The organism is Ruegeria sp. AL11 (assembly GCF_056540865.1).
On sequence record NZ_JBQFXO010000016.1, the window covers coordinates 1 to 11,990 of the forward strand.

At 53.1% G+C, this 11,990-nt stretch carries 14 protein-coding genes and 1 tRNA gene; 3 read left to right on the forward strand and 12 right to left on the reverse strand.

Annotation, left to right across the window (positions count from 1 at the left end; all coding sequences use genetic code 11):
• Positions 1–273: 273 nt before the first annotated feature.
• On the reverse strand, positions 274–1,068 hold the full coding sequence (locus ACR0IP_RS21505; protein WP_480527875.1) for an SdiA-regulated domain-containing protein: 795 nt from the start codon (positions 1,066–1,068) through the stop codon (positions 274–276).
• Positions 1,069–1,422: 354 nt separating this feature from the next.
• On the opposite strand from ACR0IP_RS21505, the gene ACR0IP_RS21510 reads away from it, so the two are divergent.
• Complete coding sequence (locus ACR0IP_RS21510; RefSeq protein WP_170465773.1) at positions 1,423–2,181, forward strand: DUF4956 domain-containing protein; 759 nt, start codon at positions 1,423–1,425, stop codon at positions 2,179–2,181.
• Here the strand turns inward: ACR0IP_RS21510 and ACR0IP_RS21515 are convergent, their stop codons facing one another.
• The 8 genes from ACR0IP_RS21515 to ACR0IP_RS21550 all read right to left on the reverse strand — a co-directional run bounded on the left by ACR0IP_RS21515 (position 2,182) and on the right by ACR0IP_RS21550 (position 7,538).
• Complete coding sequence (locus ACR0IP_RS21515) at positions 2,182–3,051, reverse strand: metallophosphoesterase (RefSeq protein WP_170747443.1); 870 nt, start codon at positions 3,049–3,051, stop codon at positions 2,182–2,184. It abuts the gene before it with no gap.
• A gap of 61 nt (positions 3,052–3,112) precedes the next feature.
• Positions 3,113–4,546: a hypothetical protein gene (locus ACR0IP_RS21520; protein WP_170768562.1), complete on the reverse strand. Its 1,434-nt coding sequence runs from the start codon at positions 4,544–4,546 to the stop codon at positions 3,113–3,115.
• 19 nt (positions 4,547–4,565) lie between these two features.
• Positions 4,566–5,210, reverse strand: coding sequence for a hypothetical protein (locus tag ACR0IP_RS21525; RefSeq protein WP_480527878.1), 645 nt, complete (start codon positions 5,208–5,210; stop codon positions 4,566–4,568).
• Positions 5,211–5,330: 120 nt separating this feature from the next.
• Complete coding sequence (locus ACR0IP_RS21530) at positions 5,331–5,504, reverse strand: hypothetical protein (protein ID WP_170355752.1); 174 nt, start codon at positions 5,502–5,504, stop codon at positions 5,331–5,333.
• Positions 5,505–5,546: 42 nt separating this feature from the next.
• Complete coding sequence (locus ACR0IP_RS21535) at positions 5,547–5,852, reverse strand: hypothetical protein (protein WP_480527880.1); 306 nt, start codon at positions 5,850–5,852, stop codon at positions 5,547–5,549.
• A 52-nt stretch (positions 5,853–5,904) separates the two neighbouring features.
• Entirely contained in the window at positions 5,905–6,519 is a 615-nt protein-coding gene (locus ACR0IP_RS21540) for a hypothetical protein (protein WP_170768564.1), read from the reverse strand.
• Between the two features lie 55 nt (positions 6,520–6,574).
• Positions 6,575–6,874 (reverse strand): hypothetical protein, encoded by a 300-nt coding sequence (locus tag ACR0IP_RS21545; RefSeq protein WP_170720933.1) that lies wholly within the window; start codon positions 6,872–6,874, stop codon positions 6,575–6,577.
• A gap of 364 nt (positions 6,875–7,238) precedes the next feature.
• The gene (locus ACR0IP_RS21550) at positions 7,239–7,538 is read right to left on the reverse strand and encodes a hypothetical protein (protein WP_170644394.1); all 300 of its coding nucleotides are present in this window, start codon (positions 7,536–7,538) and stop codon (positions 7,239–7,241) included.
• Between the two features lie 444 nt (positions 7,539–7,982).
• Here ACR0IP_RS21550 and ACR0IP_RS21555 point away from each other — a divergent pair, with 444 nt between their 5' ends.
• Complete coding sequence (locus ACR0IP_RS21555; protein WP_480527882.1) at positions 7,983–8,378, forward strand: hypothetical protein; 396 nt, start codon at positions 7,983–7,985, stop codon at positions 8,376–8,378.
• A 243-nt stretch (positions 8,379–8,621) separates the two neighbouring features.
• Positions 8,622–8,912: a hypothetical protein gene (locus ACR0IP_RS21560; RefSeq protein WP_480527884.1), complete on the forward strand. Its 291-nt coding sequence runs from the start codon at positions 8,622–8,624 to the stop codon at positions 8,910–8,912.
• A 112-nt stretch (positions 8,913–9,024) separates the two neighbouring features.
• Here ACR0IP_RS21560 and ACR0IP_RS21565 read toward each other — a convergent pair.
• The 3 genes from ACR0IP_RS21565 to ACR0IP_RS21575 all read right to left on the reverse strand — a co-directional run bounded on the left by ACR0IP_RS21565 (position 9,025) and on the right by ACR0IP_RS21575 (position 11,985).
• Positions 9,025–9,101 (reverse strand) — tRNA-Arg (locus ACR0IP_RS21565).
• A gap of 64 nt (positions 9,102–9,165) precedes the next feature.
• Positions 9,166–10,548, reverse strand: coding sequence for an ATP-binding protein (locus tag ACR0IP_RS21570; protein ID WP_480527886.1), 1,383 nt, complete (start codon positions 10,546–10,548; stop codon positions 9,166–9,168).
• 18 nt (positions 10,549–10,566) lie between these two features.
• On the reverse strand, positions 10,567–11,985 hold the full coding sequence (locus ACR0IP_RS21575; RefSeq protein WP_480527888.1) for a dihydrolipoyl dehydrogenase family protein: 1,419 nt from the start codon (positions 11,983–11,985) through the stop codon (positions 10,567–10,569).
• Positions 11,986–11,990: the final 5 nt, after the last annotated feature.

An 11,990-nucleotide genomic window follows, 5' to 3' on the forward strand; every position in this document is an offset into this window, starting at 1 on the left:
CTGAAAGATGCGCATGATCATTCGTCCGGCCTCCGTAAAGTACGGTTCCTGAATGTATGAGCGCCTCTGGTTCTATGACCATATCATTTTGCTACGGGTGTGTCTGCTTTGGGCTCCGACGTGGCCATTCTCCGCGGCCTGCATGAATAGCTGGTCGCAGCCCAAACCGGACATTCGAAACTGGGATTCGCAACTCCCGAGATGCGGGAAGAGGTGGCCATTTCCTTTTTGTACAATTGAATGCGACAAGCCAATGCGAGTTTGTTTCGGGAATCAAACTTGCGGTAAGACAAATGCGTAGAGGCGTGACTTTTTTCCATCATCGGTCAAGATGTATAGAACGCCACCACTTTCATCCAAAGCTATCCCCTCAGGGTTCTTCACTTCCTTTACTTCATCCTTTTTGGAGTAAATTAAGTCGATAGTTTTGACCGTCAGAACTTCAGGATCAAAAACGAATATTCGGCGCCCTTCATCGCTGAGTATCCATAAAGACTTGGTCTCGCCGGACCAGGCGATCCCGCTGATGTCTAATTCGTCATCGTCGGCACGAGATGAAACAAAACCAGCTTCAGCCGTTAATGGAACTACTCCAATAATTTCATCAATTTCCGAGGAAATGACGAGCAGAAGCCTTGGCTGGCCCTCAATGACTACGAATACTTGCCCAGAGTCTTGATCTACAGTGATCCCTTCCGGTCCCTTGTTCAAAGGGTTCTCAGCAAGCATTTCCGCAACTTTGACGTAGCCCCTGAGTGAAGAAAGTGGAGTAGAATTGACTTTGATTGGGTCCGTAGGTTGGACCGCTACAATAGATCGGTCAGTTTCTTGTAACAGCAATACAGACCCATCATTTCTTCCAGCGACACCTTCCAAGTCTGCACCTAGATGTTCTGGAAGTTTGAACGAATTCTTTAGCTCTCCATCTACTCCCAGAAGGTGCAGCTTCGATGCTTCATCGCTTACTGCCCACAAGAATCCATGAACACTGGAAAGCGACAATCCGGATGGCTCAGAAAAGCCCTCTGATTTGTCTGCCACTTTGTAAGACGCAATAAGTTCCAACATATCAGTCTGCGCTCTCACTGGGCTGGTTAACGCCAAAGTGTTGGCGACCACAGCAAGGCTCGCGCAAATTACCTTCGCTACTCTTCGTTTGTGCCGGTCATTTGACTGGTTCATTCGAGATAAATCTGCGCTTGTGTGGATCTGGTTCATATTCGATCAAAAATCGATGTTGTCCAACCTAACACAGTATTTTGCGGAAGTATGATGTTTGATCCCGCAAGGCTTTACCGAATGTAAATTCATAGGGTTGAATTAGTTTATGGGCGTGCGACTTGGTCGAGAGGTGTGGAGTGATTGCTTCAAGTTACGCACTTTGGAGCGACTATTCGACGGTACAGCGGGAGGGAAAGACTTTTGAGTAAGCTGTTTTCAATAGCATCGGTCCTTTCGGCCGTGCTTTTGCCTAGTATTGGCTATTCTCAAATTGATCCTGCTTCCTTGCTCGCAGGAACGTCCGAATCAGAGATAGTGATTGAAAGAGGCTGGACTCAGTTCCGCGGCAAGCAGGAACTCTACTTTTTCACGCTAGACGTCATTGTAACGATCATTTTGACCGCTTTGATTGTTTATCATCCCGTTCGACGTAAAGCACGCCGAAGTGTCAGCGATCTGGTTATGCCCAGACTGTTCTTCCTTTACGCGCTAATTGGAATGGCTGTGGGATTCCTGGTAGTCCAGCACGGGTCAATGATTGGGTTCGTTATTTTTGGCATCGGCGCGTTGCTCAGGTTCCGCTCCAATCTGGATGATCCGGTCGATACAGTCGAAATGATAATCGTAACGGTTCTTGGTCTTGCCGTCGGTTTGGGCTTACCGCTGATGGCCACTCTGGTGGCGATTGTGTGTTGGTGCTTCATTTGGCTCGGAGGGCGAAACAAGGGCGTGGAAGTTTCGCTCAAGGCTTCGGATGAAGAACACTCATTGAAAGTCAGCCGAGACATTGAAGCCATGGCCGCAGACGCTGGCTGGAAGCTTGTCAGAAAACACCACGTCCCAGGAAAATCTCGCGTTTCGTTGCTTTTCATCACCTCGGGAGGACTTTCAGAAGCCCGGATAGAAGAGATGGTAAACGATCTGGTCCCAGAAAAAGTCGAACTGAAACTCAACCTCTAGTCATTTCACAAGGTCTAATCGTTTCAAAACAGCATTCGGAGATCTGATCTCTTTCGGGAGCGACTTGAAGTTTACCGACCTTTCGAAATCAGGCCCTCGATATACTGCTATCCCAAACTCTCCGTTCGGCTGGAACTTAACATGAGTGAAGCTGTGAGGTGATCTGGCGCTATCGCCAATAAGCCGACGCGGACCACCTCCCAAACAAGCTTGAGAGACGTAGGCCACACCGTCTTTCCAACCGGGATAGAAGGCATGATGGTGGCCTGACAGGTGCAGAACGACACCGCTTTCCAGGTAGATTTTCTCAAGTGTTGAGTCACCGATGATTTCGCGTTCGCGCTGGATCGCGAAGGGCCAAAGCGGAAGATGACTGAAAGTCACAATCGGGTCTCCATTTGCACCCAGTTCCACAAGTCGGTCCTGTTGATCACCGGATAGCGGCCCTAAGGTCGTAGCATCCAAAGATGCAAACGTTACGCCCTGCATCTCAAACGCGTAGAAGAACGGGTAGTCATCCGAAACCAGGAAGTCGACGTCTGGTTTTCTTGGTTCCCATTCTTCTGCGTATATTTTTCTTTCACGCTCGAACCCACGGTACGCAGAGGCATCATGGTTCCCAGGCGTGACCGCAAATGGAATGCCGGCAGCCTCTAAAGGGTCTGATACGGCCTCGTGAAACGCCTTCCACATCTCCCTGACCTGTTTGTCGGATAAGTTGGGGATGCGCTGTCCCGCAACCATATCTCCGGTCGAAATAACCAAATCGGGATCAATCTCGACTATCCGCTCAATCGCTTTGTCGACGCGGGCATCGTATCTTACCGAACCATAGCTTCCGTTCAGATCCGATATGACGATAACATCCAATGCCACCGCTTTGCAGGCGATCAGAGCGGTCCAAATGAACGCCGTAAAAAGGGTGGAAAGCTTACGGGGCATTACAGTCCACTGCCTCTACCTCGGTGTCGTTTCTCAAAAAGAATGTGACAGGATCCAAGTCGAACATTAAATCACCATTAGAACAATTGTCCTGGAGAATGGACGTTGCCAGCTCGGTGTTTTTCACAACTTGGGCAATCTGACTGTCTGACAACCCAAAGCTTTGCGACAACCAGCCGTAGACGGGACCTTGAGATTGAAGATCATTATTCAAAGCAACCAAGCGCCGGTAGGTGCTTGGAGAGAAGTGCCGCATTTTCTCCAGCATTTGAGTAGATTTCGAGAAGTTGGCATACTCGACCCGCCCCCCAGCATCGTTGTCGTTTAGATTGCTTCGACGGATCAAAAGCGCGTGGGCAGGAACATCTCCATCCTTTGGCTGATGGTGCTTCGCTTTCTTATGCTTCAGCTTTCCGTCTTCGACCCAATACCAATAGGGTGTGAAGTCTATGTTTCCTACGCGGTCCTGCTGGCTAAAGATGAAGTCGAGGAGAACAATTTCGGAGAGTTCTTGCATCCAAAATGCCATCTGTTGGTCGCTGACATCGGGACCGAGATCCTTGTTGATCATCCGGTCTTTTCTGCCTTCTCCGACGCCCTCTGCGATTGCCTCTGACAATGGTTTTGAAGACCGCAAAGCCAAGAAAGCGGGGGTTTCCTGAAAATCGCGGTTCTGACCTTTCCCCCAACCAGATTTACGGGTGCCGTTGATTTCCGAGCCGTATCGATGCCCAGGGCTATCAAGCAGCACACCATATATTTGCGTTCGATCTGCGGTGAACAGATCGTCGGTTGGCTGGTATGAGTTCGGGTCAGCATCCGCAGCTGCGAAGACCCGCCAGCCTTCGTGGTTCATGCGCCCGCCATGAGAGCCACCAGAAATCGCAAGGCCAGGCTCGGCGACCTCGGAGAAATGCGCCTGGGCGTCCATGCTACGCCAAACGGCGACTGGAACTTTGACAGTCGCGTCGAAATATCTGGAGAAATGATAGTAAAGCAGTGAAGACGTGGAAAACGTTCCACTGGTGCCTTTTTGGTTCATGGTGGACTTGAATTTAGCCACCCTGTCCATGGCCAGATCTTTTGCTGCCTTCCCCTCTTTGCAAGCGTTTCTCTCGAATTCAGAACGGTTCCCCATGTAAGGTCCTTCCGAAATATTGTAGACGGCCATTCCTGGGCTGGTGCTCCAGGTTTTCGGGCAAATGGCAATTTCGGAGGCATAGAAATCGATCTCGCAATAGGCAGTTTCTTCTTCAAGATCGCTGTTCTTGTACTCGCCCGTTGGAACTTTTTCGATCCGAATACAGCGTTCCATAACACCATTGGGACTATCAAATGTCGTGGCTTCACCTAGAACATCGTCGTTCGCCCACAAGACAGTGGGTGCAATGAGAGCAAGTGACCCCAGAAGATTGAACTTCATTTGGATAGTCCTCCCGGTATCATTTAGGGCAAATCGCTGCCTGTTGTTCGGTGGAGATTTTCAACTTGGGGTCAACACTAAAGTTGGAGAATTTTGAGTCGATCCACTGGTCGCACCCGCCTGAACATGGGGCCCCATTTCGGGCATCATTCCAATATTCCTTGGCCCTTTCTTCTGTCCAACCGCAAAACTGAACGAGCGCCATCGCCGACAATGCACCTGAGGAATGAACCCCCCACATACAGTGCACCAGAACAGGGCCCTTTCCAGGGTTTTCAATCACCTCGTGTATGGACGCCATGACAGCACCGGGTCGGGAGGATCTGGCGCTTTGATAGTCAAGGGACCCGTTTCCACAACTGGTGCGACCGTATTCGGTGTTTTTGCCAAAGTCGGCATAAAAACCGGTTGAAAACCCTTCATTGCACAGAGTTTCGCGTTGACCTTCACTCAGGCCAGTTCGATCCTTGTCGCCGCCCTTGAAACCGGATCGATACAACACTCCGCTTAAGACTGGGCGAAAGAAAGCGACACCATCAACGCCTCCGTCACCCCCCTTTGAAAGCATTTGACTGTTGGTTGGACCGCCATTTCGACTGGTCACGTCAGAGTTCGCAGCGGTTGCGAGAAAACCAATGAATATGAGGGACGCAAGAAACCGCATGCCAACTCCTTTCTATTCTTGAACCTCTGATGCCCAAACCTTTGCGACCTGATAGTCTCTCGGAAAGGCTAATTCACGACGACCATATCAAGTGGGCAGTTAGCTTTCCGCTGTGGAACTTTAAATAGGCCACACCAGATTGATGATAACGACGACCACGAAGTAGGCTAGAAAAACTTTCCAATTCCATTGGTGCTTGTTTTCTTCGTTGATCACGCCAGCCGATTTCAATGCCAGGTTAGTGATGATCAAGGCGACTACGATGACCGCCGCGTGTGCCAGGTCGAAATGCAAGTTTGAGCTCCTTCTTCAAGATTTGGGATTGATGGAAATTTGTCAGCAGTCACCTGATGGCAGCATAGCTACTTCTGAGTACCTTCCCTCAGACGTCGTAATCCGAGCACATGCACCAGTATCCTTGTTAAACCAGTACGAGGTCAGACCTTCGCTTCGGATGAGTTCAAATCCGAGACTTTGGATGCCCATTTCAGCTTGGCCCGCTCTTGCCCCTTCAAATGACGAAAGATCGCTAGCGCTGCCCACAGTTGGTGCACTTGCATCCACCGATACGTCACTCTCGTCGCATGCTGCAAGCGCAGCAGTACACGCCGTGCCGATCACCAACAGGAACTTGGATTTCATCTGTTTTTCCTAGCTTCTTTGGGAATACATTTCCGGGTTTCTGGTTGATCACCTATTCAATTCCGAAAATTACGTTGTAGTCGACGGAAGAGTTGCTGCGATTGATAACCTCCACAACATGATCACCAGATTGCCAAAGCTGCCCTCGATACTCCTTGTCCGCCGACATCAATCCCAACAGTTCAGAACCATCGGGGTTGCGAATAACGTAGCCCAAGGAGCCATTTCGCGGAGCAACGCGGACGTAAAGAAACTGTTCGTTTTTGGCACCCAGAACGTATTGCTGCGACGCTCCGGGCGCGAGTTCACCGACGAGTTCTGCGCCAGTTGAACCAGCATCAAATTTGACACGTTGGCTACTAGTAGATCCGGCTGCGCCTGCCATGGCTCCTCCTCCATCATCCATCGCCTCGACAACCGACATCTCGCCGATGCTTCCATCCTTGTACGCGATGCAGCGCCAAAGTGTTCCGCCTGCGTCTCGCAGCATGACGAGCGTACCAGCTTCCGAGAACTGAGAGCTTTCAATCGTTCCGGATTGACCGTCTGGTCCACCAACCTGCCGCAAATGGTCGATACAAGCGTCGTCTGCTTCAGACATTGCAGAAGCAGCTGTGCCCGCGATTGCGAACATGGGTGTGAAGATTTTGATTAATAAGGGTTTCATCAGATGGTTCCCTGTTAGCTTGTTCTTACAGTTTTGTTCCGTACAAAGCGGAGCTTCACTTCGCTTCTTGTAACTTTGACAGAAACTCATCGCATGCCTGTGCGCTACCGACGATCTCGCCCGTCGTTTCAATTCCTTGCAGTGATGCCATTTCGGAATTTACGCGGTTGAGGATCTGATCCGCTTGCTCGGCGGTGATCAGGTTCTCGGCTTGTGCTCCTTTCAATGTGGAGCAGACACCGGCGGACAAACCTGTCGCAACGCCTACACCCATCGCGGCCCCGCCACCCAAGGTCATCGCCCCAACCACACCTAAGACGAGCCCGATCACAATACCCAAGATCACTTTTCCCATGTTTTCCTCCTTTTTGGTGAGACAGAGCTCCGCCTTCACTTCTGGCGCAAACTGCGTGCCCATTTGCAAGTTAAGACCAATGCCAACAGGTTAAGCACGGGTGCAATCGCTGCGAACCACGGTTTGAATGGCTCTGAAACCAAGTCCGATACAAGTATCCAAGGCAATCCCAACGGCAAAAGGAACACCCCAGACAAAGGGTCTCTTTCTTGTTCAAACCAGCCAAATGTACCCGTCAAGAACACAAACAAAGCCAGCAGGTAAAAGATCGCGAATACGATGGTGGTTATTCTACAAACCAAGTCGAGTTTTCCGAAGAGCAAGCCAGTGTTGCGCGGCGATGTTCAGCCGCGCACCAAATTGATCACAATGCGCCTTCGTCGCCCAGGAACTCGATACCAGCTGTCGCGCCATCACTGTAAGCAATACAATTCCATGGGGCACGATCCTCGCCAACGCCGACGGTTACTTGTGTTCCCGCCTCGCTGAACGCAGACGACAGCACCACGACTTGCGAATTGTTCGTCGTATTGGCGACATCACGGAGGCATGCCTGCTGGGCCGGAGTGAGTTCTGATGACACAGTCGAGCTGCCAGTATCTTCACATGCTGCAACCGTCAGAGCCCCAAGTAGTACAGCGGTGGGCGTCAAAAACTTCTTCATTGTCGTTCCTTCTATGGTTCCAACTAATACTTGGCCAAAGACGCAATACAAAATCAACTATTTGATTGTGTCGAGATTTTTGCGTGAAAGCGGATGCCAGACGGGACAACTTGTTTTGATGGCTAAAGTCATGCGAGCAGTAGATCCATTCAAACTTCTGCTTTGGGCTCAACGCGGTCATCCGACCTTTTTTCTGATGAAGGCTAAGCGCCGCTAAGCGGTCTTTCGGCAGCAGACAGTCGAACTTTGTGCATTTAGTGGTCGCTCAGCACGATAGCAGACGCTGACCAAAAACCCGCTCCGCTGTAGCCGAGGATGGCACTTAACTACCGCCAAGCCCCGTAGAAAAATGCACAATTATTCTCAACTCAAACCGAATTATATTATGTAAAGTATATAGTTATTGCTTGGTGCATTCACTTTCTGAGAACAGAGGGGTTCACTATGCCAACACCGCTCTTCAAGCCTGGTCATTCCGGAAATCCGGGTGGCCGACCCAAGCTGGAGCCCCAGACAAGAAAGTTGATTCAGTCGAACGGCGAGATCGCTGTTAAACGCATGAACGATCTTTTGTCGATGGATGAGCTCTTCAATCGCATTGATCGGAACGGCGAATTTGTATTGGGAAAACTCTCTGGCAAAGAACAAATCGCCTTGTTGGCTCTAGCTCAGGACCAAGCCTTTGGACGCGCTGATAGCGTTAGCATCACACACACCCACAGCGGAACTGTCGGCATGAGTGTCAATCCAACTCAGCGGCTCAAAGACATCAGCGACCGCCTTCCAGAAAGATTGGCTCAGCGGAAGGTGATTGAGCCAAAACTGCATGACGTCGAGTAGTCTCCAACCATCTCGTAGGGGCTGCCTAGTGCAGAGGTTTGGGTTTGCGCCTACAGGCCATGCGCACGCGCACGTAAGCCTCCTCGAGTTGACGACCCTATACTGTATCTGATAGGCGACGCCCCCTTTTTCCAAAAAATTAGGAGGACCTGCAGATGTGGGTAGCATTCTCGACGCCCGAGAGTTCGGGCTTTTTTCTCGGCCGTTGCAAAGGATGAGGACGGTAAGACCAGCGGGCCGCACATGGGGTCTCGCGTCTGTCTTCGGTTCCACCGCGCTCAAGACGCCGAACTTCTGTGCGATTATGGTATGGACGGTGAGGTGATCGAAACACCGGGCGGCGACTATCGTTACCGGGCGTTCATTCCACGAAACCACCTCGTGACAGTGCTGATGAACCTGGGCGACCGAATGGCATACCCTAATTTCAAGGACAGCATTCCCAACGATGACATACCACCAGCAAACGCCTGCCATTGGGCATTGGCTGTGTTCGGTAATATACAGGCGAGTGGACCGCACGGAGTGGGGTGAAAACAACCTATTTCGCCCAGCGCGGTTGCTTCAAAGTTGCCTTGAAGAGAAACTCCTCGAAGCTATCAAGTGGACCAGATCACCCAAGACGTTTCTTTTATTGAGAAACCAATGGCGGACCGAGGAGGATTCGAACCCCCGACCCCTTGATTCGTAGTCAAGTACTCTATCCAGCTGAGCTATCGGTCCGCGTTGGTGAGGCGCTATTTAGACCCGGTGCCGGGGACGTGCAAGCCGATTCTGCAAAAATTCTTCAAAAAGTTAGATCGCCGCGTGGAAGGCTTATTTCAAAGGTTGTACCGGTGGGTCCGGTCTCTTTCAGCACGAGCTCTCCTCCATGTCCGCGCACCAATTCCTGTGAAATCGCAAGCCCAAGGCCCGAGCCGCCTTTGCGCACGCCGCCCTGGAATGGCGTGAACAGATTCTCGCGGGCTTTGGGCGGCAGGCCGGGGCCGGTGTCGCGGATTTCGATGCACCAACTGGCCTCCATGGCGCAGCCGGTGACGGTGACGCGCCCGGGTTTGCCCGAGGCGACCAGAGCCTGCCGGGCATTGCGCACAAGGTTCATGATCACGCGGAACAGCTGCTCGGGGTCTGCGCGCACGACCAGATCCTCGGGCACCTCGTTCACGATTTCGACGCATGCATCGGCAACGGCCAACTGCTCGCTGGCGGCGACATCTTCGGCGATGTCGCGGACGCGGACCATTGTCAGGGTCGGCGCGGGTTCTTCCGCGCGTCCAAAGGCGAGGGTGCTTTCACACAGTGAAACCGCACGCGTGATCGAGTTGACCAGCTTGGGGGCCATGCGGCGGACCAAGGGGTCATCGCTGGCTTCGATCCGGTCGGTGAACAGTTGTGCAGAGGTCAGAATATTGCGCAGGTCATGGCTGACCTTGGCCATCGCACCACCCAGTTGCGCCAGACGCTCGCGTTGTTTCAGCGCCTGCGTCAGGTCGGTCTGCAGCATCTTGAGGGCCTCTTCCGCCTCACGCAATTCAGTGACCTTGGAGTTGGGAGTGATAATGCCCCGCGCATCCTCGGGCGCGCTGGCATAGCGCTGCATATAGCCGACAACGCTTTTGATCGGGCGTACCAGCACAACGCGCACAGCAAGGAACAGGAAGAAAGCCGTGATTATCGAAATAACGAAGGACAGACCCAGAATGCGCAGCCCGTAATCCACCATCGCCATGCGCAAGGGCATGCTGTCTATGGTTACCTCGATCAGTAGACCGGCGCCTTTTACCGGCTCACCGATCACGCGGATGACCTCATTTTCAGTGGTGAAAAAACGGGTCATCGCATCGCGGATCAGGATCCACGGGCCCGCGTCTCGCAGATCATAGGTGTTGGTGATCTGTTCCGGGATAGGCGAAGACAGCATCAGCTGCCGCACCTCATCGCGCCGCAGGACGACGTTATAGACACCCGCATTTGCCAGCAGCTCGGCCTCGAGATCGTCGGCGAGCATATCATCGGCCAGCAGCGCCAAAGACGCGATTTGCGCGCGTTCCAGCCGGTTCAGCAGGAAGTCTTCTCGGAAACGCGCGATGGACGGCACAAAGATCAGGACCTCGGCCAACATCACGAAGACCGTCGTCAGGATCAGAAATCGGCCGGACAGCGAGTTCAATTGGCGCTCCTCTTCCGGTCAGGGGATCCAGCGTTGCACGAACCTGACCACGCGTTTAACCGTCTGATTCTCAAACAGCCTTGGCGAGAAATAAGCCCCCGCCACACGTTTGTTAAGCTCTCCGATCGTCGGATAGGGCGAAACCATCGCGGCGATCTGCCCCATCTTCAGGTTATTGGCCAGCGCAAGGGACCACAAGTTGATCAGCTCTCCGGCCTGATGACCAACGATTGTCGCGCCCGCGGGGCGTCCTTTCACGACCATGACCTTGATGAACCCTTTTGTCTTTCGCTCGGATATGGCGCGGTCATTATGATGGTAGTCGAACCGGGCGACCTCCGTCGCGTCGCCATGCTGGTCGCGGGCCTGCGCCTCGGTCAGGCCGACCTGAGCCAGTTCGGGGTCCGTATAGGTGGCCCAGGGGATATGAGCGGTCTTGGCCTTTGACGGCAGACCAAACAGGGCCGAGCGGATGATGATGCCCGCATGGTACCCCGCCACATGGGTGAATTGCAGACCACCCGCCACATCGCCGATAGCATAGACCTTGCGATTGGTCGTGCGCAAAGCGTCATCCACCCTGATCCCTGTGCGTGTACGATCGATCCCGGCCGCCTCAAGGTTCAAACGTTCGACATTTGCCTTGCGTCCGGCCGCCATCAGAAGGTGGGTACCGGCAAAGATGTCTCCTTTCTGGGTGACTACTTCGACCGCGCCGGCCGAGCCTCGGATTTGCGCGACCATGGCTTCTTCTTGAATATCGACCCCTTCGGCCCGCAGGGTTTCCAGAACAAGGGCCGCGGCCTCGGGGTCATCCTTGCCCAGCGCCTTTGCGCCTTCGATCACGGTCACCTTGCAACCTAACCGGATATGGGCCTGCGCCATTTCCATCCCGATGGGGCCGCCGCCGATAATCAACAGGTGGTCCGGCTTCTCCTTCAGATCAAAGATGGTTTCATTCGTGTGGAACGGCACTGAATCCAGCCCCGGAATCGGCGGCACAAGCGGCGAAGACCCGGTGGCGATGACAACCCGCCGGGCGGTGATCACGTTCTCACCGGCCTGCACCTGTGTCGGAGACAGGAAGGTGCCATATTCGCGGATCACCTTGACGCCAAAACCTTCGAACCGTTCCTGACTGTCCATCGGCTCTATCTGCGCGATGACGCTGTGAACGTGATCCTTGGCTGCCGCATAGTCCACCTGCGGCACAACATCGGCCACGCCAAAACGCGCTGAATGGGCCTGCCCATAGGCCATCTTGCCACTGGCGATCAGGGCCTTGGAAGGGACACAGCCAAAGTTCAGGCAATCCCCGCCCATCTTGTGGCCTTCCAGCAGGATCACATCGGCCCCCATCTGCGCGGCCCCTGCCGCAACCGACAAACCGCCCGACCCGGCGCCGATGACCAGGATATCTGTTTTCAGCTCTTTCATGGAAT

Excerpts from the sequence above, each read along its gene's own strand:
- ACR0IP_RS21540 (WP_170768564.1), bottom strand. The coding sequence starts at position 6,519 with ATGAAACCCTTATTAATCAAAATCTTCACACCCATGTTCGCAATCGCG.
- ACR0IP_RS21560 (WP_480527884.1), top strand. The coding sequence starts at position 8,622 with ATGGGGTCTCGCGTCTGTCTTCGGTTCCACCGCGCTCAAGACGCCGAA.
- ACR0IP_RS21545 (WP_170720933.1), bottom strand. The coding sequence starts at position 6,874 with ATGGGAAAAGTGATCTTGGGTATTGTGATCGGGCTCGTCTTAGGTGTG.
- ACR0IP_RS21505 (WP_480527875.1), bottom strand. The coding sequence starts at position 1,068 with ATGTTGGAACTTATTGCGTCTTACAAAGTGGCAGACAAATCAGAGGGC.
- ACR0IP_RS21535 (WP_480527880.1), bottom strand. The coding sequence starts at position 5,852 with ATGAAATCCAAGTTCCTGTTGGTGATCGGCACGGCGTGTACTGCTGCG.
- ACR0IP_RS21555 (WP_480527882.1), top strand. The coding sequence starts at position 7,983 with ATGCCAACACCGCTCTTCAAGCCTGGTCATTCCGGAAATCCGGGTGGC.
- ACR0IP_RS21525 (WP_480527878.1), bottom strand. The coding sequence starts at position 5,210 with ATGCGGTTTCTTGCGTCCCTCATATTCATTGGTTTTCTCGCAACCGCT.
- ACR0IP_RS21575 (WP_480527888.1), bottom strand. The coding sequence starts at position 11,985 with ATGAAAGAGCTGAAAACAGATATCCTGGTCATCGGCGCCGGGTCGGGC.
- ACR0IP_RS21550 (WP_170644394.1), bottom strand. The coding sequence starts at position 7,538 with ATGAAGAAGTTTTTGACGCCCACCGCTGTACTACTTGGGGCTCTGACG.
- ACR0IP_RS21520 (WP_170768562.1), bottom strand. The coding sequence starts at position 4,546 with ATGAAGTTCAATCTTCTGGGGTCACTTGCTCTCATTGCACCCACTGTC.